General features: G+C 58.0%; 20 protein-coding genes and 2 tRNA genes. 12 read left to right on the top strand and 10 right to left on the bottom strand.

Annotated features, from left to right (window positions below):
• The coding region (locus PVA19_RS10010) for a GTP-binding protein (RefSeq protein ID WP_141681087.1) at positions 1 to 99 on the bottom strand (99 nt) is incomplete at its 3' end.
• Between the two features lie 350 nt (positions 100 to 449).
• Between PVA19_RS10010 and PVA19_RS10005 the strand changes: the two genes are divergently transcribed.
• Both PVA19_RS10005 and PVA19_RS10000 read left to right on the top strand, forming a co-directional pair.
• The gene (locus PVA19_RS10005; RefSeq protein WP_062426609.1) at positions 450 to 1,082 is read left to right on the top strand and encodes a TerC family protein; all 633 of its coding nucleotides are present in this window, start codon (positions 450 to 452) and stop codon (positions 1,080 to 1,082) included.
• Between the two features lie 236 nt (positions 1,083 to 1,318).
• Positions 1,319 to 1,453, top strand: a complete 135-nt coding sequence (locus PVA19_RS10000) for a hypothetical protein (RefSeq protein WP_272865792.1) — start codon at positions 1,319 to 1,321, stop codon at positions 1,451 to 1,453.
• Positions 1,454 to 2,009: 556 nt separating this feature from the next.
• Here PVA19_RS10000 and PVA19_RS09995 read toward each other — a convergent pair.
• Both PVA19_RS09995 and PVA19_RS09990 read right to left on the bottom strand, forming a co-directional pair.
• Positions 2,010 to 2,083, bottom strand: a tRNA-Gly gene (locus tag PVA19_RS09995).
• 25 nt (positions 2,084 to 2,108) lie between these two features.
• Positions 2,109 to 2,193: transfer RNA gene (locus PVA19_RS09990), tRNA-Tyr, on the bottom strand.
• A 223-nt stretch (positions 2,194 to 2,416) separates the two neighbouring features.
• Between PVA19_RS09990 and PVA19_RS09985 the strand changes: the two genes are divergently transcribed.
• The 4 genes from PVA19_RS09985 (at position 2,417) to mntR (ending at position 5,977) form a co-directional block, all read left to right on the top strand.
• Complete coding sequence (locus PVA19_RS09985) at positions 2,417 to 3,298, top strand: TrmH family RNA methyltransferase (RefSeq protein WP_113227179.1); 882 nt, start codon at positions 2,417 to 2,419, stop codon at positions 3,296 to 3,298.
• A gap of 50 nt (positions 3,299 to 3,348) precedes the next feature.
• Positions 3,349 to 3,759 (top strand): acyl-CoA thioesterase, encoded by a 411-nt coding sequence (locus PVA19_RS09980; RefSeq protein WP_062426607.1) that lies wholly within the window; start codon positions 3,349 to 3,351, stop codon positions 3,757 to 3,759.
• 223 nt (positions 3,760 to 3,982) lie between these two features.
• On the top strand, positions 3,983 to 5,287 hold the full coding sequence (locus tag PVA19_RS09975; RefSeq protein ID WP_274102256.1) for an Nramp family divalent metal transporter: 1,305 nt from the start codon (positions 3,983 to 3,985) through the stop codon (positions 5,285 to 5,287).
• Positions 5,288 to 5,527: 240 nt separating this feature from the next.
• Positions 5,528 to 5,977 (top strand): manganese-binding transcriptional regulator MntR, encoded by a 450-nt coding sequence (mntR, locus tag PVA19_RS09970; RefSeq protein WP_274102255.1) that lies wholly within the window; start codon positions 5,528 to 5,530, stop codon positions 5,975 to 5,977.
• A gap of 25 nt (positions 5,978 to 6,002) precedes the next feature.
• On the opposite strand, the gene PVA19_RS09965 is transcribed toward mntR, so the two are convergent.
• Both PVA19_RS09965 and PVA19_RS09960 read right to left on the bottom strand, forming a co-directional pair.
• On the bottom strand, positions 6,003 to 7,184 hold the full coding sequence (locus PVA19_RS09965) for a DUF1501 domain-containing protein (protein WP_113327958.1): 1,182 nt from the start codon (positions 7,182 to 7,184) through the stop codon (positions 6,003 to 6,005).
• Positions 7,185 to 7,187: 3 nt separating this feature from the next.
• Positions 7,188 to 8,765, bottom strand: coding sequence for a DUF1800 domain-containing protein (locus PVA19_RS09960; protein ID WP_274102254.1), 1,578 nt, complete (start codon positions 8,763 to 8,765; stop codon positions 7,188 to 7,190).
• A gap of 398 nt (positions 8,766 to 9,163) precedes the next feature.
• Between PVA19_RS09960 and PVA19_RS09955 the strand changes: the two genes are divergently transcribed.
• The 3 genes from PVA19_RS09955 (at position 9,164) to PVA19_RS09945 (ending at position 12,721) form a co-directional block, all read left to right on the top strand.
• A complete protein-coding gene (locus PVA19_RS09955; RefSeq protein WP_113327956.1) occupies positions 9,164 to 9,955 on the top strand; it encodes a hypothetical protein in 792 nt (263 codons plus the stop codon).
• Positions 9,956 to 10,677: 722 nt separating this feature from the next.
• Positions 10,678 to 11,082: a DUF2946 domain-containing protein gene (locus PVA19_RS09950; protein ID WP_274102253.1), complete on the top strand. Its 405-nt coding sequence runs from the start codon at positions 10,678 to 10,680 to the stop codon at positions 11,080 to 11,082.
• A gap of 190 nt (positions 11,083 to 11,272) precedes the next feature.
• Entirely contained in the window at positions 11,273 to 12,721 is a 1,449-nt protein-coding gene (locus PVA19_RS09945) for a PepSY-associated TM helix domain-containing protein (protein WP_274102252.1), read from the top strand.
• Between the two features lie 33 nt (positions 12,722 to 12,754).
• Here the strand turns inward: PVA19_RS09945 and PVA19_RS09940 are convergent, their stop codons facing one another.
• Positions 12,755 to 13,219, bottom strand: coding sequence for a GNAT family N-acetyltransferase (locus PVA19_RS09940; RefSeq protein ID WP_274102251.1), 465 nt, complete (start codon positions 13,217 to 13,219; stop codon positions 12,755 to 12,757).
• Between PVA19_RS09940 and PVA19_RS09935 the strand changes: the two genes are divergently transcribed.
• The 3 genes from PVA19_RS09935 (at position 13,218) to PVA19_RS09925 (ending at position 17,671) form a co-directional block, all read left to right on the top strand.
• Complete coding sequence (locus PVA19_RS09935; protein WP_274102250.1) at positions 13,218 to 13,340, top strand: hypothetical protein; 123 nt, start codon at positions 13,218 to 13,220, stop codon at positions 13,338 to 13,340. The genes PVA19_RS09940 and PVA19_RS09935 overlap by 2 nt on opposite strands.
• 307 nt (positions 13,341 to 13,647) lie before the next feature.
• Positions 13,648 to 16,638 (top strand): excinuclease ABC subunit UvrB, encoded by a 2,991-nt coding sequence (gene uvrB, locus PVA19_RS09930; RefSeq protein ID WP_274102249.1) that lies wholly within the window; start codon positions 13,648 to 13,650, stop codon positions 16,636 to 16,638.
• Between the two features lie 82 nt (positions 16,639 to 16,720).
• Complete coding sequence (locus tag PVA19_RS09925) at positions 16,721 to 17,671, top strand: alpha/beta hydrolase (protein ID WP_274102248.1); 951 nt, start codon at positions 16,721 to 16,723, stop codon at positions 17,669 to 17,671.
• Positions 17,672 to 17,698: 27 nt separating this feature from the next.
• On the opposite strand, the gene PVA19_RS09920 is transcribed toward PVA19_RS09925, so the two are convergent.
• Genes PVA19_RS09920 through PVA19_RS09905 form a run of 4 tightly spaced genes read right to left on the bottom strand, consistent with a single transcriptional unit; the run spans position 17,699 to position 20,188 of the window.
• Positions 17,699 to 18,364, bottom strand: a complete 666-nt coding sequence (locus tag PVA19_RS09920; RefSeq protein WP_274102247.1) for a uracil-DNA glycosylase — start codon at positions 18,362 to 18,364, stop codon at positions 17,699 to 17,701.
• Positions 18,361 to 18,963 carry a hypothetical protein gene (locus tag PVA19_RS09915; protein WP_274102246.1) on the bottom strand — a complete coding sequence of 201 codons (603 nt, stop codon included), beginning with the start codon at positions 18,961 to 18,963 and terminating at the stop codon, positions 18,361 to 18,363. The genes PVA19_RS09920 and PVA19_RS09915 overlap by 4 nt, the downstream gene beginning before the upstream one ends.
• Positions 18,963 to 19,355 (bottom strand): hypothetical protein, encoded by a 393-nt coding sequence (locus tag PVA19_RS09910; RefSeq protein ID WP_274102244.1) that lies wholly within the window; start codon positions 19,353 to 19,355, stop codon positions 18,963 to 18,965. The genes PVA19_RS09915 and PVA19_RS09910 overlap by 1 nt, the downstream gene beginning before the upstream one ends.
• Complete coding sequence (locus PVA19_RS09905) at positions 19,355 to 20,188, bottom strand: nucleoside triphosphate pyrophosphohydrolase family protein (RefSeq protein WP_274102242.1); 834 nt, start codon at positions 20,186 to 20,188, stop codon at positions 19,355 to 19,357. The genes PVA19_RS09910 and PVA19_RS09905 overlap by 1 nt, the downstream gene beginning before the upstream one ends.
• Positions 20,189 to 20,359: the final 171 nt, after the last annotated feature.

Genomic DNA, 20,359 nt, shown 5'->3' with positions numbered 1-20,359 from the left:
CGTGATCGCGGCAGTCAAAGACGTCTTGCCGTGGTCAACGTGACCGATCGTGCCGATGTTGACGTGCGGCTTATTCCGCTCAAACTTGCTCTTTGCCATGTGAATTGCTTCCTGTGAACGTGAAGTAGTTTTCCCGGCGAACCGGTTTGGTGTCGCCGTTTAAGGCTTTGTAACCGAATGCGCAAGACTTAATTGTCGACGCGTGGAATCGGCAGCCAAAAGCAGCGCGATTGCCGGCATATGGGGATGTTTCACCGCGTTATCAACCACTTTAAGGAGCCCGTGACGCGGCTGAAGTACCGTTACTCTTTACCTCGATCCAATTCCTGTCATATTGCCAGCCGAAATCGCCAGGGGGAAACGGCGATTGAAACAGGCTCTAGCGCTCTTCACACATCACTTCGGCGTCGCTTTTCGCGCGGCCCTTTGCCTACGCTTCGGGATATAGAATGGAAATCTTTACAGCAGCTGGCTTCACCGCCTTTCTACAGGTCATCGCGATCGACCTGGTTCTCGCAGGTGATAACGCCATCGTCATCGGTCTGGCCGCCGCAGGCCTTCCTGCTCATCTGCGCCGCAAGGCGATCCTCGTCGGCATCATCGCCGCAACCGTGCTGCGCATCGCCTTTGCGGCGCTGACAGTTCAGTTGCTTGCTATCGTCGGCCTCCAGCTTTTCGGCGGGCTCCTGCTCGTCTGGGTGTGCTGGAAGATGTGGAGCGAACTTCGCGAACAAAACGCGTCTGCAGGAGACACGGTCACCGACGCGGAAGCCGATCTGACCAAGGGTCACAAGACGTTCTTCCAGGCCGCAACCCAGATCGTCATTGCCGACGTCTCCATGTCGCTGGACAATGTTCTGGCCGTTGCCGGTGCCGCACAGGACCACGTGACTGTCCTCATCATCGGCCTCGTCGTGTCGATCGCGCTGATGGGCCTTGCCGCCAACTTCGTTGCCAAGCTGCTCCACCGCTATCGCTGGATCTCCTATGTCGGCCTCGCCGTCATCGTCTACGTCGCGCTCAACATGCTCTATCATGGCGCTGTCGAAGTCTGGCCTTACGTCCAGCCCTACTTCAGCTAAGCGAGCCGGACCGCTCTCTTAATAATAAAGGGCAGCCCGAAACAGAATCTTTCGGGCTTCTCATCTCCATCGAAAGCGAAGGATACCAGGACTGTATCCGCCAAGTTGATTCTTCGCGGCCGCGTAAAGCGGCTCTAAAACAAGCCAAAGAACTCGCCTGTCCCTTCTGGTGATTGCCGTCAGCCTCACGCAAGCATAGAAGACCACTACTTTAGACATAACGAATAACCAAAAGGATGTCTGAACCCATGGCCTATGACTGGTCCGGCGGCCGTACACGGCGCTCTCGACAGTTAAAGATTGGCGCAGCACTCACCTTCATGCTGTTGGCCGCGTTGGTTGCGCAGTTCGTCTACTACACCGCGAGCTAAACCCCGAATAAAATGCTGCGGCCTTTGGCAAGACCGCAGCCCATCCCAGCCAAACGTACGTTTGTCCAAGCGCTCGAAAGAGTCTTCTATATCCTGGCAGCGCCGCAGTTCTTGCACCCGAACAGCGAATCTCGAGCAGCACGTCTAATCCTACAGTCTCCGCGCCTTCCGGAGCGGCTAGGCAGACGTTGAGTCGCACACTCCCCTCGCATTTCCTCAGACCTTGAAATTACAAGGAGGATAGACCCCACTCGGGGCGCTCCACCGTGACCTCTTCGAGGTCAGGTATCGACGACAGGCTGCGAAGGGCTGAGATCATCCGTTCAGTGCTGCGGTGAGCAGCCACGTCAGTTCATAGTGCGGATCGTCATCTCAACCGACTTCACCAAAATCGCGATGCAGTCGGTGATTCTGCGGTCATCGCTGATCCGTCTCACAGAGAGACGAGGAATCAGGCAGACGATGTTTCGTGATTGAAGTTCGAACGCGGAACGCCTCAACGCAAAACATCGACGTCATCTGCAATCGAACAAGATCTATGTAGGGGAAACGTGTTTGGAGCGGGTAGCGGGAATCGAACCCGCGTATTCAGCTTGGAAGGCTGCTGCTCTACCATTGAGCTATACCCGCGGCGGTGATTTCGATCCGTGCAGAATGGTGGAGGGAGTTGGATTTGAACCAACGTAGGCTGAGCCAACGGATTTACAGTCCGTCCCCTTTAACCACTCGGGCATCCCTCCAGTATTCTGCGAGGATCAAGCGACCAAGCTTAGTCCAGATGTCCGTTCGGCGCTGCGCCGTTCGTCGTCTGTGGCCGCGTATATGACGGCCCTTCATCGTTCTGTCAACACGATGCGGGTCGAAATTTCAGGAAAAAATTCGAGCAGTGTCAAAGCCCTGTGGATGGCGCCAGCTCATGCGGTGGGGACTGGTGCGGATGACCCGGCAGCGATATAAAGCGACATGAGCAAAGACGATCCCAAAGATAAATCCACCCGCGACACGCACTATGCCAACCTCCGACGCGCGGTGCGCGACGGTAAGCGTGAGCGCGGAGAAATCCCCACGCCGCCGCAGCAAAAGCGCCGCAACAAGGGCGCAGATGACTGGAAGCCGCCGCAGCTTGGCGCCGACCAGGTCTATCTCTACGGCCTGCATACGGTGCGTGCGGCCCTTGCCAACAAGGAACGGCAGATCATCAAGCTGTCCGTGACGCAAAACGCGTTCGCCCGGCTGGAAATCGGTGAAGCCACCGCCCAGCCCTTCCCGGTCGAGATGGTTGCGCCGCAGGACATCGATAAGGTTCTTGGTCCGGACGCCATCCACCAGGGCGTGATGCTGGAAACCCGGCCGCTGCCGGTTCGCAAGCTTTCGGCCCTGAAAGACAGCCCGCTGATCCTGGTTCTCGATCAGGTCACCGATCCGCACAATGTCGGCGCCATCATGCGCTCGGCAGTCGCCTTCAATGCCGGTGCCCTGATCACCACCATGCGCCACAGCCCGACCGAATCCGGCGTGCTAGCAAAATCCGCCTCCGGCGCGCTGGAAATGATCCCCTACATCCAGATCACCAATCTCGCCGATGCGCTGGGTGAACTGCACAAGCTCGGCTTCACCTCCATCGGCCTCGACTCCGAAGGCCCCGCTCCCATTGAGCAGACCTTCAGCGGCGACAAGATTGCCTTGGTTCTCGGTGCCGAAGGCAAAGGCCTGCGCCAGAAGACGCGCGAAACGGTCACGCATCTGGCGCGCCTCGACATGCCCGGCGAAATCAAGTCGCTGAACGTCTCGAATGCGGCTGCCATTGCGCTCTATGCAACGCGGCAGTTTTTGACGAAGGCGTAGGGCCATCGCGTGATTCACGAGAACTTAAACAGCCATGGAGAGACAACCCAATGAACCAAGCCCCCAAGCCCACCGGTGAACTGACGCTTCGCACGCTGGCCATGCCGGCCGATGCCAACCCGGCAGGGGATATTTTTGGGGGCTGGGTCATGTCTCAGATGGACTTGGCAAGCGGTATTCGTGCTGCCGAACGGGCGCGCTGTCGCGTGGTGACGGCGGCGGTGAAGGAAATGGCCTTCGAGCTTCCCGTCAAGATCGGTGACACGCTGTCCATCTATACCGATATCACCCGCACCGGGCGCACCTCGATCACCCTTTGCGTCGAGGCATGGGCGCAGCGCTCACGCTACGACAAGCTGGAGAAGGTCACGGCTGGCACCTTCATCATGGTTGCCATGGATGAAGACGGCACGCCAACGCCGCTTCCGCCGCTGAATTCGGTCGAAACTATCGAGGTCTGAGACCCACTGCCGCCCTCGGTCATTTTGGAATAGCCAAGGGATAGCTCGATCTCGCCTCCCGGCATACCTTATCAGCCCATTGCCGATCTTCGCATCGTCCTTTCGGAGACTCGCTATCGAGCCCGAAGGGACGATGTTTTCAATTCGCCTTATCTCCCAATCATAGCTCATTGACAGAGAATTAGCCTTTGCTATGTTGCAGTGCAGCGACGTGGAGAGCCTGATGACGGACACAGTGACGCGACCGACCCTGTCGGAACGAACCGATGCAAAAATACGAGAAGTTCTGACCGGAGAGCGACGCGGTTTCGGCTCGCTGCTGCTCTTTGCTGGACCGGCCGTCGTTGCCTCAATCGCCTATATGGACCCCGGCAATTTCGCGACGAATATCCAGGCGGGCTCCGGCTATGGCTACTCGCTGCTATGGGTCGTGCTGATGGCGAATCTGATCGCCATGATGTTCCAGGCTCTTTCGGCCAAACTCGGCATCGTCACGGGTCGCAACCTCGCGGAGATGTGCCACGACCAGTTCTCCACACCGGTCAGGATCGTCATGTGGATCGTCAGCGAAATCGCAGCCATGGCGACCGATCTGGCGGAGTTCCTTGGTGGTGCGATCGGTCTGTCGTTGCTCTTCGGCATGCCGCTGCTTGCCGGCATGGCGGTCACGGCCGTCGTCACCTACGGCATTCTTATCTTCGACAATCGCGGTTTCCGCCCCATGGAGCTGATCATCGGGGCTTTGGTCTCCGTTATCGGCATTTGCTATGTCATCGAGATGTTCATCGCACCGGTTGACTGGGCCGCAGCCGGTCTTGGCGTGATCACCCCCTCCATGCCGGATGCAGCGGCGCTGACGATCTCGGTCGGCATTATCGGAGCGACGGTCATGCCCCACGCGCTCTATCTCCATTCGGGCCTCACACAGCATCGTGCCACGGCCCGCAACGACGCCGAGCGAAAGACACTCCTGCGCTTTTCTAACTGGGAATGCGTCATCGCCCTTGCCGTCGCAGGGATGGTCAACATGGCAATGGTGATCATGGCGGCGGCGGCTTTCCATGCCGGCCATACGGATGTCGCCGAGATCGAAACCGCCTATCACACGCTTACGCCGTTGCTGGGCGGAGCCGCGGCCATGGTATTCCTCATTTCACTAATGGCCTCGGGCATGTCGTCTTCCGCCGTCGGCACCATGGCGGGGCAGATGATCATGCAAGGTTTCGTCGGTTTCCATATCCCGATCTGGCTGCGCCGCCTTATTACCATGCTGCCGGCATTTGTCGTCGTGCTGATGGGCGTCAACACCACCGATGCGCTGGTCTACAGCCAGGTCGTGCTGTCCTTCGCCCTGCCGATTCCAATGATCGCGCTCGTCATGTTCACCCGCAATCCCGCGATCATGGGCAGCTTCGCCAACAAGCGGTTGCTCGACATCGCAGCGATCGTAGGCACCGTCATCATCCTGTGCCTCAACGCAGTGCTGCTGCTTCAGACCTTCGGCGTTCCGGTCCCAGGCCTGGGCTGAGAGCATTTCATCAATACTCTGGAAATTCACAGGCTATATGAGATCATCATAAAGCATCTCGCGCAAAAGTGTGCAGCGGTTTTGCGATGACGAGATGCGACAGAACAAAGAACGAAAGCGTAAGGCGCGAATCTGAAGGATCGCGATACGCTTTAAAGCATGTCGCGCAAAAGTGCTCACCGGTTTTGCGATACAGACACGCGACAAAACAAAGAACGGAAGCGTGAAGAGTCTCGACCGATGAAGCAGCCCACCCCCAATGAAAGCCGACTGTCTTCCACCGAGGTGGAAACGCATGCCGAAGCTTTTCAGAAAAGCCGGGAGGCACGTCGCAGCGAACTCATGGAAGACTATGTTGAGCTGATCGCTGACCTGATCGAGCATTCCGGTGAGGCACGTCAGATCGATATTGCCCAACGTCTCGGCGTCAAGCAGCCAACCGCCGCCAAGATGCTGAAGCGCCTCGCTGAAGAAGGACTGATCACGCAACGGCGCTATCGCGGCATTTTCCTCACCGAAGATGGCCAGCAATTGGCCGAGCAGACGAGACGGCGCCACGAGATCGTCGAAGCGTTTCTATGTCGTCTTGGCGTCGATCCGGATACGGCACGGGCCGATGCCGAAGGAATTGAGCACCACGTCAGCGAAAAGACGCTGAAGGCGTTCAAACGTTTTCTCGAAAAAGAGTAGAGACCGTGATCTCATCGAACGCCGCTCATATCTTGAGGTAGGCCGACGACCTGTCGAAAGACAGTCCCGGAAAAATACCATTGGTCAGGGCTTCGCTACCGACATCGAATTGACGATAGAGCATGGCGGCAGCAACTTCGCGCACGTCGCCGGTCGGCATCAGGTCGCGATCGTCCAGCAACTTGCCGTCACCGAGACCCGGCCATTTGCCAAGAACACGACCGCCCTGAATGCCGCCGCCTGCGAGAATGGCGACGCCGCCCGTGCCATGGTCGGTTCCACCAGTGCCATTCTCCCTCGCCGTGCGGCCAAATTCCGTCATTGCAAGGACCGTTGTCTTCTTCCACACATCGGGCCCAAGCGCATCTTTCAGCGTCGTCAACGCTATGGTCAGATCCTTCACGGTGCGGGCAAACTGTGCCTTCTGTCCCGCATGCGTGTCCCAGCCATCGACAGAAAAGCTGGCGATACGATAGTCCTCGCGCAGCATGCCGCCAGCAAGCCTGGCAATATCGCGAATGCCCTGCCCGCGCTTCTCATCCTGAAACAATTGCTCCGCCGCCATATCGGTGCGCAGCGCTTCGGCCAGCACCCGGCTGAACTCCGCGTCATTGGCATAGAGCCGCTTGAAGAAACCGACTTCATCCGCCGCCATGGTCATGTTGGAACTGGAGGCCCAGACATCCGCCTCGTTCGGCCCCGATAGAATGAGCTCCATCGATGTGTTGATATCGATTGCCTTGCGATCTTCGGATCGCGGGATGGCAGACAGCGCCCGGTTCAGCCATCCGGTGCGTTCGCCATGCACCGCCTCCGCGCCGCTTTCGAGCATGTCCTGCCCATCGAAATGGCTGCGCTGATCGCGATAGGGCGTCGACACCGCATGGACGAAGGCCAATTCCTTCGCCTGCCACATCGGCATCAGCGCCTCTGCCGCAGGGTTCAGGCCGAAATGCCCATCGAGATCGATCAGACCGTCATCAGGCTTCAGCGCCAATGTCGGGCGAAATTGGGCAAAGGCGGGATCGCCATAGGGCTGCACCAGATCGAGCCCGTCCATCGCACCACGCAGAACGATCGTCACGAAGCGGTTTTCGCCCGGCATTGCAGCGAAGCTGACCGGAGAGAAGGCGGGCACAGCGGCCGCACAGCAAGCGGTCATCAAGAAGCCACGGCGGCTCAACATCATATCCTGAGAGAAGGCCATGTCCTATCTCCTGTTGAATTCGGGGGAAGACAGCGCCAGCGTCAAACCGCTGACCCTGTTTGGCGCCTGCCCAACCACACGGATCGTGTCGTCGCGCGCCTGATCGGCCAGCGACACTTCAAGAAGCTTCTTCGGCTCCATGTCCTTGCCGAGCGCGCCGGATGCCTTGCGCGCCCACAGAATGCGTTCGCTCATCTGGCTAGGCGAAAGCCATGAAGCAACGCCCTCCTCGAAGCCCGCGGGGCTCGGGGGCTGCCACACCGGCTGGCCCATGCGGCGAAGGGCTGCCACCGTCAGCGTCCGGGCAAGACTGGCCTTCGGCTTTGGCAATTGCGCCGGATCGGAGGGCATCGCTGCCTTCATATCCGCAGTCGGCTTCTCCATCGCCATCTGCGCGCCATCGCCTTGCATGGCGGGCGCCATGTCATCGCTTGCGCTCTTCAATGCCTGCTGGGCCGCAGCCGCCACCGGAGTATCGAAGGGCGTGTAGCTATCATCACCATTCGGAGACATGCGCTCGCGCCAGTTCTTCTTGGTGATGCCAAAAGCGCGAAGTCCGGAGACGACATAGTCGAAAGGCAGCTTCATCTTGGCACCGGGCTCCTGCCAGGCGCGCGGATGGTTGAGCATGGCGGCATAAACCTTGGCCAGATTGCCGTCGCTCGCCTTCCACTCTTCGACCATCGCGGCAATCACATCCGGCGGCGGATTGTCGGCGATGAAGTGGGCCACGAGTTTGCGGCAGATATGCTGCGCCGTTTCCGGTCGGCTTGCCAGATCGTCCAGCATGACGAGACAGTCATCCGCCGATCTGGGGTCGCCACCGTAGTTGACGCCGAGCACCTTGATCTCTCCCGGTTCTGCCATGCGGAGGCGAAACATCATCTCGTAATGATCGTCCACGGTCATGCCCGTCAGCACCAGCGCCGCAGAGCGCACATCGGTCTGCGTATAACCGCTGCCCGCACCCATGGTGTGCAGCTCGATCAGCTCGCGCCCGAGATTTTCATTCAGACCCTTCTTCCGATTTGTCGCCGCTGCCGATTGCGGGCCAGTCGATTGCGCCTGATCGAGATAGATCAGCATGGCCGGATGCAGCACCGATGCCTGCAACAGATCGCGAAACGATCCCGCAAGATGCGGGCGAATGGCTTCGACCTCATAGAGCGGCGTGATCATCCGCATCGGGAAGGATTTGTGCGCGTTGACGGAGAAATGGTCGAACCAGAAGGCGGCCAGCCTCTCGTGAAACCCATAGGGTGAGAAGGCCGCCTGAAGCACCCGGGCAAGACTATCGCGCTGAAAGCTCTGCTCGGCCTTGCGCTGCAATTGCTGGCGCGCCGCGCGATCAGTCTCGGCATCATTGTCTTTCTTGGCGATCTTCAGCGCCTCGAACCCCTTGGCGAGGTCGTCGACCCTTTGCCGCGCATCGAAAGCACCGCCAATGGGAAAGAAGCTTTGCTTCAAAGGCGCATCCACGAGCTGCACCAGCAGATCGTCCGTGTTTCGGCTGAGTATCTGGTCCGGCCCTAGACCGTAACCATAGCGGATCGCCGCCATCGTTGGAGAAAACGGAGCCATGCCTGCCACTCCTGCCAACTATCGAGAGCAGGAGAATCCCCGTCAATTCGGGCAAAAAACGTGCAGAACGGCGGCATTTTGCCGACATGGACAATTTGTAATCCGTGCCAAGGCAGTAGCATTGGCGCAGGATTGCTCGCCGATGCGATGCATTTAGCCTGAGAGACCTGCCCCTCACCGTCTACGCAGACGAAACACCACGCGCCGATACTGTTGTCACCTGCGCCGCGCAGTGAATCGACAACGGTGACGTTGGAACTAGAAGCGGTTTCAGGGGTCAGGCTCACAGGTTGAATGCGGCTTGACCAGACTTCGGCGAAGGTGGAGAATCGCTGAAGCAAGGGCGCAAGGGCGGTCCAAACAGCGCGATCAACAACAAGGCGAAGAAGCGCAACGCGATGGCAGTGAAGTTCGGTCTCTTGTGCCTAGCGGCAACACTAACTTTTTTTTCCCTCGCCTACGCGGATAACGTTACGTGCCCGCCATCAATCAAGCCGAGCAATCCGATCAATCAAAGGGATTATCGGGGTCGCGAGCTATCCAAAGAATACTTCTTCAACGCGTCAGGAACTTGGCTCAAAGTGCCGCTGGGCCACCTAAGCCCGTGGTATGGTGCCCCTTTGGAGGACATCACGCCTGCAACGCCGGGTGCTAGTGAAAAGCGTATGGGTACAGGGATCAGCTACGCCTTCTGGATGCCGACATTGCGCTGGCCAGAAAGGGACACGCTCTCAATAGCGTCCTCGCGCTTCTGCGAGAATGGAAGGAAGATGCCGGAGGATGGCGAGTTCATCGTCATTGCTTCAATCGAAAACCCATGGTTGCCTCTTTCCACGTCTCCACTGAGAGACCGTCTCCCAGCGGAGCGCCTTGAAAACACCAAGAAGAACCTCGGTGCCGAGTTCTCTGGCACGAAATATGACCTCAATTACTATGACGGATCAGAGGAAGCACCATTTGATCACTTTTTCTCCGGCAGCGAGCCGTCGGTAATCTTGCAATGCGCTAAGGCCGAGCGCGTGCCAAACCCTATCTGTTTCGGTCACGTGTGGTGGAGTATGGAAAACCTCGGCCTAACTGTGCAATTTTCCCTCTTAGACCTACCCCGATGGCGCGAAAATATCGACGCGGCCTACGAACTCGCTCATCGCTGGCGCAAAGCGGCGAATAATGGAACGGTGGCAGAATGAAAGTCCGGCACGACTCAAAAAGGGGACGTTCCGCTTTCCTCACGCTCCCTGTTCTTTATCTATTATTGCTAGGTCCTCTCGCTGGGTGCACCGATAAGGCAACACTGGCAGAGTCATGTGGTATGATTTGGAATGACGCCTGGCGAAAGGCCAAGCAGGGTGACCCTGCCGCGCTAGAAAGACTCTCAAGCGAGTTCTTAATCGGGCTCTTGGATCCACCTGGACCCGACCCCCGCAGTGGCAGGTCCGCCAAAAAACAGTCTCATGCGCTGGTTCTAGCCATCTACGCTGCCGACCGCGGCGCTAAGATGAACCTGGACATAATAGTGCGCGAGTTCGCTGCACAACCCGATCCCATCTACATCGATGTAACCAGCGGCCGGATCACTTACAAACGTCTGTCAGAGAGCGGCAAGTCTCGCGAGCTGCTTCGCCTCTGCCGGAATGGTGATACCCAAAGATGCGTCGCAGCAGTCAAACAGAGTGATCTCATTCCATCACCTGATCGATATGCGAGCGCAATCGATCGCGAACTTCAGACTAAACCTGTGTCATGTTTCCGCCCCTACATATAATCGTAAGGAAGCCAAGGTGCGCTTGATGTCTGACGGATTTGGCGTGGCTAGCCGACATTAACCCGTCCGCACGAGGCCTGAGACACGTATTCCCCTGCCGCCTTTGTCGCAGTGACATCGTGGCGAAACTGTGCCACTGAATTTGCCATGAAGCTTATTCGCAGGATCATGCAGGATCGCAGTTCGGCTGGCGCTGTCGCAGTGCTGGCCCTGCTGCTTTTTTTGCTGCAAGGCCTTGCGAATGGCGTTGCCCATGGCAGCATGGCGGCCACAGCCCTTGCCGCCGATGACATCATCTGCGCCGCTCATATGCCGGATGCCGGTACGCAGAAGCAGTTGCCAGCGGAGAAGCTCGCCAATAGCTGCTGCGGCACACTCTGCCGTCTTGCCTCCACATCCTTTACCGCCCTGCTCGCAAGCCCGACCGAGATTGCCGGGCGTATCGTTCCGCATGTTCACGTCACCTTGTGGCGCTGGACTGAAAACAAGATCGCTGCGCCGCCGACGCGCGAGCAGCAACCACGCGGACCTCCCTCTTTGTCTCACGCATGATCCGGCGCGCTTCTCCCGAACAGGGGAAGGCGCGGAGCACAATCAGCTTCCTTGCTGGCTACGGGCGTATCGCGCCGAAATTGCCTCAAATGCTCACGGCGATTTTGCGATTCGACCTGTGTTGAAATCTCCAGCGGGTACGTCGCCGACAGGATAGATGCGACTGCCTGCACCGTTTGCGGAGCCAATAATGTCCATCAGCACCACTTCTGTGGGTGACCGCGTGAGCGCGCCGTCATCGCTCAATCTCTATCGCGCCGTCTGGCGCTGGCATTTTTACGCCGGTCTCTTCGTCCTGCCATTCATGATCACGCTTGCCATCACCGGCGGGCTTCACCTCTTCAAGGATGAGCTGGATAATGCCATCCATGCCAACCTGAAGCGGGTGGACGTGGTGGAGAACACCACCGCCGCCCTGCCCTCCACCATCATCGCCAACGCTGTGGCGGCTGTACCCGGCACGGCCGTCAAACTCACCAAACCCGCCGATCCCGGTGCGTCGACAGAGGTCACCGTCAGCATGCCGGAGGGCAAACGCGCCGTTTATGTGAATGGCTATACGGGAGACGTCCTTGGCTCCCTGCCGGATCGCGGCACCGTCATGTGGACGATCCGCACCCTCCACAGCCTCAAATACTTCGGCACCTATGCCCGCTACCTGATCGAGATCGCCGCTGGCTGGTCGATCCTGCTGGTCGCCACCGGCATCTATCTCTGGTGGCCGCGCAACCAGACCGGCGGCGTGGTGTCGGTTCGCGGCACGCCGAAGAAGCGGGTCTTCTGGCGGGATATGCACGCCGTTACCGGCATCTTCGTCGGCGCCTTCATCGTCTTCCTCGCCATCACCGGCATGCCGTGGTCCGGCGTCTGGGGCGCGAAGGTCAATGAATGGGCCAATGGCAACAATTTCGGCTACCCGGCAGGCGTGCGTGTCGATGTGCCGATGTCGGGCAATCGGCTCGACGATGTGTCGAAAACCTCATGGTCGCTGGAGCAGGCAAAGATACCGACCTCCGAAGGGCACGATCATGGTCAGCATATGGAGCCCTCGCCCGCCATGCCCATGGACCACGCGGCCATGAACCACGAGCCCGCCAACCAGATGCCAGCCCCCATCGGCATCGACAAAGCCGTCGCGCGCTTCGATGAACTCGGCCTCGCAGCCGGTTATGCCGTGGCGCTTCCGACGAAGCCGGAGGGCGTCTATAGCGGATCGGTTTACCCGGATGACCTTTCCAACCAGCGGGTCATCCATCTGGATCAATATACCGGCAAACCACTGATCGACATGCGCTACGCCGATTACGGGCCGCTTGGCCGCGGGCTGGAATGGGGCATCAACGTGCATATGGGCCAGCAGTTCGGCCTTGCGAACCAGATCGTGCTGGCGCTCGCCTGCCTCGCCATCATCCTGCTCGCCGTGTCCGGCGGTGTCATGTGGTGGAAGCGCCGCCCGAAGGGCTCGCTCGGTGTTCCACCCATGCCGCAAAGCAAAGGCACACTTTACGGGCTTGCCGCAATGCTCGCAGTGGGCGGAATCATCTTTCCGCTGGTCGGTGCGAGCCTGGTCGTCATGCTTCTCCTGGATCTCGCGGTGCAGAAGCTCGGACAGCGAAGAAAAACCGCCGCAGCATCCTGAACCGACATCGGCTTGAGTAGCGACAGACAGGCGTCAGCCGAGCCGATAGGCCTTGCAGACACGATCTTCCGTCGTGCGATAGGTGCGAAACCCGATGGCTTCGTAATAGGCCTGCCCCAAATCATTATCGGCGCCAATACTGGCGTCGATATCCTTCAGACCGAAGGCCTCCGCAGCCTGAAGCGTTGCCCTGAACAGCGCCTTACCAGCACCCTTTCTCGCCGCGAACGGGCTGACATGCGTGCCGATAATGCCCCAGCCTTCTGCAACGCCGTATGGATTGCCGGCAGCGGTGGCGAGCTTCAACGACTGGAAGCCGAGGATGCGCCCGTCCTCATCCACCGCAACAGTGCAGGCAATCCGGTCGGGGTCCGAAATATAGGTGTTCGTGACAGTCTCGACATCCGTCGGCGTCTTGCGCAGCCCCGCCGCAAAAATCTCGTTCTGCACCGCCGCCATTCCCTCGGCATCATCTATCGTTGCGGGACGCGTGATCATGGCACTTCCTCTTTTCTGCAAGCTTATGGACCTGTGCGCGCGGGCGCGTTTCGAAGACGACCGCCAGAGCAGGCACGGATTGCTCGTGCGCAAGCCGACATATGGCATGAAGCGCTGGTAAAAGGAAAAAGGAAAAGCCAGGATCGGGAGGTGCTTGCAGTCGGATGGCGACACGTCCCAATGCAGTTTTCTTAAGGTGTACCACCCTTCTTGCCCGGTGGTGGTCGCCTGTTCCGATTTGAGATGTCTGCTTTGTGCATCTTTGAACAAAGCGGAACACAAATGTGACGCACCTCAAAAAGGTGCTTCAAAGCCGCGTAAAACGCGGAAGCCAGCATCTTGTTCCAACAGGGTATCGTTGCCTTTTTGTACTCATTTTTTCACGCGCACCTCTTCCTTTTGAGGTTTAAGCGCTCCATATTCTGCCCATGGCCAGATCACCGAAGAAGTCCTCCGAAAGCTCCCGCTCCAATGGTTTTGAAGAGATGCCCCAGGCGTCCTTTGAAGGCGCTCCCCTCTCCGGCTCTGTTGCCGATTGGGTGAAGCAGCTGGAAGCGGAAGCCGAAGCGACCTCCGTGGAGACCCAGCGCGAAGTCGCGTCCAAGGCCGGCAAGCATCGCAAGAAGATCGAGATCGAAGCGCGCAAGGAAGCGGAAAAGGCTGCCGCCAAGGCAAGCAAGACGCCGACGGCGTCCAAGACCTCGCGCGGCGTTTCCATCGGTGGCTCATCCGATCCGAAGACGCGCGCCGCCGCTGGCCTCAACCCGGTGGCCGGCATGGATGTCTCGCTGGAAGACGCCAAGTCGCTGGCGCCCGGTGCGGTCACGGCGACGGTGGACGCGCTTTCCAAGCTGATCGAAAGCGGCAATCCGCTGTTCAAGGACGGCAAGCTGTGGACGCCGCACCGTCCTGTTCGCCCGCCAAAATCCGAAGGCGGCATCGCCATCGAAATGGTCACGGAGTACAAGCCCTCCGGCGACCAGCCCACCGCGATTGCCGATCTGGTGGAAGGCATCAATTCCGGCGACCGCTCCCAGGTTCTGCTCGGCGTCACCGGCTCGGGCAAGACCTTCACCATGGCCAAGGTCATCGAGGCGACGCAGCGCCCGGCGGTCATCCTGGCGCCAAACAAGACGCTGGCCGCGCAGCTCTATTCCGAGTTCAAGAATTTCTTCCCCAACAACGCGGTCGAGTACTTCGTTTCCTATTACGACTACTACCAGCCGGAAGCCTATGTGCCGCGCTCGGACACCTATATCGAGAAGGAATCCTCGATCAACGAGCAGATCGACCGGATGCGCCACGCTGCCACCCGCGCGATCCTGGAGCGAGACGACTGCATCATCGTCGCCTCCGTCTCCTGCATTTACGGTATCGGCTCGGTGGAAACCTACACCGCCATGACGTTCCAGATGCAGGTGGGCGACAAGCTCGACCACCGCCAGCTCCTGGCCGACCTCGTGGCACAGCAATACAAGCGGCGCGACATGGATTTCCAGCGCGGCTCCTTCCGCGTGCGCGGCGATACGATCGAGCTTTTCCCCGCCCACTTGGAAGATGCCGCCTGGCGCATTTCCATGTGGGGAGACGAAATTGAGAGCATCACCGAATTCGATCCGCTGACCGGCCAGAAGACCGGCGATCTGCAATCGGTGAAGATCTACGCCAACTCGCACTATGTGACCCCGCGCCCGACGCTGAACGGAGCAATCAAGTCGATCAAGGAAGAGTTGAAGCATCGTCTGGCCGAGCTGGAAAAGGCGGGCCGCCTGCTAGAAGCGCAGCGCCTGGAACAGCGCACCCGCTACGATATCGAAATGCTGGAGGCCACCGGCTCCTGCAACGGTATCGAAAACTATTCGCGCTACTTGACGGGCCGCACCCCCGGCGAGCCGCCGCCGACCCTGTTCGAATATATTCCGGACAATGCCCTGATCTTCATCGACGAATCCCACGTCACCATTCCGCAGATCGGCGGAATGTATCGGGGCGACTTCCGCCGCAAGGCGACGCTGGCCGAATACGGCTTCCGCCTGCCCTCCTGCATGGACAACCGCCCGCTGCGCTTCGAGGAGTGGGACGCCATGCGCCCGCAGACGGTCTCCGTCTCCGCCACGCCCGGCGGCTGGGAGCTGGAACAATCCGGCGGCGTCTTTGCCGAACAGGTTATCCGCCCGACGGGTCTTATCGATCCGCCGGTGGAAGTGCGCTCCGCCCGCACGCAGGTGGACGACGTTCTCGGCGAAATCCGCGAGACCGCCGCCAAGGGCTATCGCACGCTCTGCACCGTGCTGACCAAGCGCATGGCGGAAGACCTGACCGAATATTTGCACGAACAGGGCGTGCGTGTGCGCTACATGCACTCCGACATCGACACGCTCGAGCGCATCGAAATCATCCGCGATCTGCGTCTCGGCGCCTTCGACGTGCTGGTGGGCATCAACCTGCTGCGCGAAGGTCTGGACATTCCCGAATGCGCCTTCGTTGCCATTCTGGATGCGGACAAGGAAGGCTTCCTGCGTTCCGAAACCTCACTTGTCCAGACGATCGGTCGCGCCGCGCGTAACGTCGATGGCAAGGTTATCCTCTATGCGGACAACATCACCGGTTCGATGAAGCGGGCGATGGAGGAAACCAGCCGCCGCCGTGAAAAGCAGATGGCCTATAATGAAGAACACGGCATCACGCCAGAATCGGTCAAGGCGAAGATCTCCGATATCCTTGATTCAGTTTATGAACGCGACCACGTAAGGGCCGATATTTCCGGCGTTTCCGGCAAGGGCTTTGCGGATGGCGGCCACCTCGTCGGCAACAATCTCCAGGCGCATCTCAACGCCATGGAAAAACAGATGCGCGATGCCGCAGCCGATCTCGACTTCGAGAAGGCCGCTCGCCTGCGCGACGAAATCAAGCGCCTCAAAGCCGCCGAACTCGCCGCCATGGATGATCCCATTGCGAAAGACGAAGCACGATCACAAGAGAGCGGAAGCAGGTCCAGAAAAACTGGACCGAGCGCCAAACGCGAGTCGATCTCCCCTGTTGAGGGGCAGATGTCCGGCAGCACAGAGGGGGACAACCCGAGCACACCGGAAAAATCCCTTTTCGCCAAACCGTCGCTGGACGACATGGGCCCGGGCACAGACATGGTGAAGCCGCTGTTCCGCAAGAACACGCTGGATGAAATGACCGTCGGCCGCACGGAAAAACCCGTCCGCGGCGTGGCGCCGGAAAAACCGACAACCGAATCCGGCAAGCGCTTTTCGCCGCTTCTGGAAGGTCAGCCGGAACGCGCAACGGGCGACAAGGACGATCCACGCCCGCTCAAACGCGGCAAGGTCGGCGTCGGCTCCTATGAAGACCCCGGCGAGCAAAAGCGCAAGGGCCGCACCAAGGGCAAGACAGGCAGACCGGGGCAATAGCCCACGCACAGACAGAACGCGGGAACTTTCAAGCGCGCGACGGCATTCCCGTTGCGCGCAATGAAACGGAGGGAGAAGCGCCATGCGGCTGCACCACCTTGCTCTTTCGGCCCTGGCTCTCGCCTGCTTCGCCTCACCCGCCCTCGCCGGCACGCTGACTGGCGCCACGTTTCACAGCAATGCGCTGAACGCCGATCTCCCGGTGAACATCTATCGCCCGGATGGCGAACCGCCAGAAAATGGCTGGCCGGTGCTCTATCTGCTGCACGGCCATGATGGCGACCAGAACAGCTGGCGCGATCTCGGCAATATCGAAAAGACGCTGGACGGCATGATCGCCGCCGGCACCATTCGCCCGCTGGTCGTGGTCATGCCGGGCGTGAAGAACAGCTGGTACGTGAATTCCGCCGCCGTCGATGGCCCCGGCGATTACGAGACCGCCATCACCGGCGATCTGCGTGTCCATGTCGAAAAGACGCTGCCGGTGCGCAAGGATGGGCAAGGCCGCGCCATTGCGGGCCTCTCCATGGGCGGCTTCGGCGCGCTGCATCTGGCTTATGCGCACGAAGATCTTTACGCCGCAGTCGCCAGCCTGTCGGGCGCCATCTGGCAGAACGTCCCCGCCTCCGATCTCGACAAGACCCCGGCAGAGTTGAAACTCATCCAGGACAGCGCCTTCTTCCACCGCGTCGATCGCGCCACCATCACCAGCGGCATCGTCCTGCCCTCGACCGGTGACCACTTCTCCGGCGCCTTCGGCACACCTTTCGACGCAAGGCTCTTCAACGAAAAAAACGTCTTCACCCTCGTCGCCCAACACATCGCCGAATCCCAGGACCTCCCCGCCACCTACCTGACCGTCGGAGACGACGACGGCTTCTACCTCTGGCGCGGCGCGGTTGCCCTGCACGAAACGCTACAGGCCGACAACCGCAAATCGGAATTGCGGATTACCGATGGCGATCACGTTTGGTCGTTGTGGAAGGTGTCGATTGTCGATGCGTTGAAGTTTGTGGATGGGGAGTGGAAGTGAGACGGTAGCGAAATTAGGGTTCATAGCTCAAAATAGTGTAGGTTGACGCTCAAGTGGGACCCCTATGCCGTACACTCGACGCATCTTCGTCTGGAACTCGGTCTGGCCGCCGTAGCTCGGGTGTCGTACTTGGAGATGCTCTCCTCGCAACTGAGTCGTCCACCGAGCTGCATCATTCCCGATTGCGACAATTCGGTTAACAGGAAATATCTCGACTAATTCTTGTAGGAAGGAGAAGCCCAACTTGGCTTCAGACGCGGAGTGTTGGCGATTACTAAAAACATTGTCTGAGCGGTGAGGATGAAAGGGGAACACGTTCCAAGTCAGGATTGGACGGGCCAGCACCGACAAAATTTCGAAAATGTTGGCGGCAGTTCTCTCTTTCACTGGCGGCCCACTTGTGGCTCTTTGAAGCTGGGGCAAGCCAAGATGCACCGCGTACAAATCTAAACTGTATTCGTCTGTTAGCGCCAGACCGGTTCGCCTGCCACCTCTGTAACCGAGATCCCGCCCTACCCACAAATCGACACTAGGCTTATCCTTGAGAGCGTCAAATATTGTTAGAAGATTTTTCGTCCTTATAGATGGCGCGTTCTCCCGGTCAAACACCTCGCACTTATCGCAGTATGGGTTGAAACAATCCGGCAATCCAGTGCCAGCCAGCCGGTCCACAAAATTGAGAATCTTTGTCACGCAGAAATCCTGCTCCATCCTAGTGGCTCGCCACAAAAGCCTCGCTCCGTAGAATGTAGCAGCCAATGTGCAACGTCCTCAGGCGAGCATCCTCTGAGCTTGGTGCGGTGTCCTCGCCCTCTCGCGATAACGGGCGAAATCTCTTCCGGAACGGTTATTGCAGCACGCCCATAATACCCGAAATCCGAGCCGACAAGTATACGTGAAGTGCTACCCGTATCACGTTTTATGTTTCTCGGATTAGGACGACCGTCTGGGAGGCTATGGAACGACCATTCTTGAACTATCGCACCATGGTCATCCCTGTGATAGATATTATCACCATAAAACTTGATGAGACTTCCGTTCACAACAGGCTTCTTCCGTTGGAACCTTGGATCTTTCCAATAGTGATCAAAATTGGTCGTCTCTTCGACCAGCATCCAGTAGATGAGCTTTCCTGAAACAGCTGAATTCGCGGAACCAAAACCCAAGATAAAATCGCCTGTTTTCGCTACCCGCCTTATAACGGGTTTGCAGTTGGCCAGCGTGCAAACGCCATAGAACGGATTGGGCGAGAAGCCCATATCGTGGTCGATCACGTATCGATAGATTTTCATCAGCAGTTATGATGCTTTCGGTTGGTTTTTGGTAGTGGCTGATCGTTGTGATCCACTTGAACACTATCGTCGCCCTTCAGGGCGTCCGCAAACCCTGTTCCGCCGAGTGAACAGTTCGCTGAACAATATTTTTTCACGATCTCCGCCGGCTCGAGTACCTCATCAAGATAAACACAGACCAATCTTATGCCTGCAGCTACACAGGAAATAACCCGTCTTTCCTCCTCAACAACGCTTGTTTCACGAATGATGAGTATTCCTAGAGACGCATCAGCAGGCAATGAAATGTCGTTAGACGGCCACCTTCTTATCTCCACTACACCAGCAGAAGCCGATGCTAGCAGATCGATCTCGTGATCGGTCACAGGTTCATTCACAACATACGCGACCATTACTCTACCTCCATCAGCGACATATTGAGGTCGACCTCGATCACACCTCCGCCGTTCTCCCCAAGCCTCTTAAAAGCTTGTGCGCCTTCATGTATCGCTTGTCGCCACGACGAAGCAGAACAATTTTTGACTTCGAATTTTGATGTTATCTTTTGGATTAGCGTCACCAACCGCAATGGCACCGATTCTACCGTTGGAAAAAACTCTGCCTCCTCAGCGTGAGCAAATACGAGAGCTGCAACAGCCTCTTCAACAATAGCAGCTCGCGCACCGTCCTCATTCTCATCCACCAAAGGAACAGACTTTCTCTTCTTTTTTAGAAGTCTCCGAATGACGGGAGACCAATGTAGATGCGCTAGGAACGCCAAGTGAAATGCGTCGTGGAAACGGTATTTGTCTTCGTCGTGAGAATTATCAGAAAGAGAATCGCCGAGTTGAATGCCGTTATAAAACATCGAAGCACGGCCTTCCTGATCAAGAGAAAACTCCACCCTCATTCGATCAGGAAATCTCTCCGCCTCAGGATACCGCTCATCAAAAAAAGGGGATTCGCTTCCACCGAAGAATCCATTAGCTTTCACCAAATTTTGCTCAGCAACTTCAGCGAGATTAATGTTGTAATGGGTAGCTACTGCAGCCAGGTACCACAGTAGATCGCCAATCTCTTCAGCCAATTCGTTTCGAAATTGAGTCTGTGACGGCTTATCTCTAAGTTTTTTCTTGACAACGGAATACAGTCCACCGACTTCACCGGCCAGACCAAGCAAAGATATCAGAGGATGCTTCGTAACGTTAGTCTTCGCGGCTTCATCTTGGTAAGTTTTAATGTCCATAGCGCCCCCCAGTGATCGGTATTCTATCACTAAGCTGAATGCTGTCTACCCCAGGGTTGAGTACGAAGATAAAAATAAAACCTATGAGTTTGCAACATGCGCTGGAACCAATTCTGCCCCCACCCGTTCTTCCCCCGAACAAAATGTTCAGCATACAAAAGGGAAGAAACA

The sequence above is a fragment of the Agrobacterium sp. CNPSo 3708 genome (assembly GCF_028674915.1).
GTDB lineage: Bacteria > Pseudomonadota > Alphaproteobacteria > Rhizobiales > Rhizobiaceae > Agrobacterium > Agrobacterium cavarae.
The sequence above is the reverse complement of the archived record's forward strand: the minus strand, read 5'-3'. Positions and strand labels throughout refer to the sequence as shown.

Excerpts from the sequence above, each read along its gene's own strand:
- PVA19_RS09925 (WP_274102248.1), top strand. The coding sequence starts at position 16,721 with ATGCGGCTGCACCACCTTGCTCTTTCGGCCCTGGCTCTCGCCTGCTTC.
- PVA19_RS09910 (WP_274102244.1), bottom strand. The coding sequence starts at position 19,355 with ATGGTCGCGTATGTTGTGAATGAACCTGTGACCGATCACGAGATCGAT.
- PVA19_RS09965 (WP_113327958.1), bottom strand. The coding sequence starts at position 7,184 with ATGGCCTTCTCTCAGGATATGATGTTGAGCCGCCGTGGCTTCTTGATG.
- mntR (WP_274102255.1), top strand. The coding sequence starts at position 5,528 with ATGAAGCAGCCCACCCCCAATGAAAGCCGACTGTCTTCCACCGAGGTG.
- PVA19_RS10000 (WP_272865792.1), top strand. The coding sequence starts at position 1,319 with ATGTCTGAACCCATGGCCTATGACTGGTCCGGCGGCCGTACACGGCGC.
- PVA19_RS09945 (WP_274102252.1), top strand. The coding sequence starts at position 11,273 with ATGTCCATCAGCACCACTTCTGTGGGTGACCGCGTGAGCGCGCCGTCA.
- PVA19_RS09960 (WP_274102254.1), bottom strand. The coding sequence starts at position 8,765 with ATGGCTCCGTTTTCTCCAACGATGGCGGCGATCCGCTATGGTTACGGT.
- PVA19_RS10005 (WP_062426609.1), top strand. The coding sequence starts at position 450 with ATGGAAATCTTTACAGCAGCTGGCTTCACCGCCTTTCTACAGGTCATC.
- PVA19_RS09980 (WP_062426607.1), top strand. The coding sequence starts at position 3,349 with ATGAACCAAGCCCCCAAGCCCACCGGTGAACTGACGCTTCGCACGCTG.
- uvrB (WP_274102249.1), top strand. The coding sequence starts at position 13,648 with ATGGCCAGATCACCGAAGAAGTCCTCCGAAAGCTCCCGCTCCAATGGT.
- PVA19_RS09985 (WP_113227179.1), top strand. The coding sequence starts at position 2,417 with ATGAGCAAAGACGATCCCAAAGATAAATCCACCCGCGACACGCACTAT.
- PVA19_RS09905 (WP_274102242.1), bottom strand. The coding sequence starts at position 20,188 with ATGGACATTAAAACTTACCAAGATGAAGCCGCGAAGACTAACGTTACG.
- PVA19_RS09975 (WP_274102256.1), top strand. The coding sequence starts at position 3,983 with ATGACGGACACAGTGACGCGACCGACCCTGTCGGAACGAACCGATGCA.
- PVA19_RS09955 (WP_113327956.1), top strand. The coding sequence starts at position 9,164 with ATGGCAGTGAAGTTCGGTCTCTTGTGCCTAGCGGCAACACTAACTTTT.
- PVA19_RS09940 (WP_274102251.1), bottom strand. The coding sequence starts at position 13,219 with ATGATCACGCGTCCCGCAACGATAGATGATGCCGAGGGAATGGCGGCG.
- PVA19_RS09950 (WP_274102253.1), top strand. The coding sequence starts at position 10,678 with ATGAAGCTTATTCGCAGGATCATGCAGGATCGCAGTTCGGCTGGCGCT.
- PVA19_RS09935 (WP_274102250.1), top strand. The coding sequence starts at position 13,218 with ATGGCACTTCCTCTTTTCTGCAAGCTTATGGACCTGTGCGCGCGGGCG.
- PVA19_RS09915 (WP_274102246.1), bottom strand. The coding sequence starts at position 18,963 with ATGAAAATCTATCGATACGTGATCGACCACGATATGGGCTTCTCGCCC.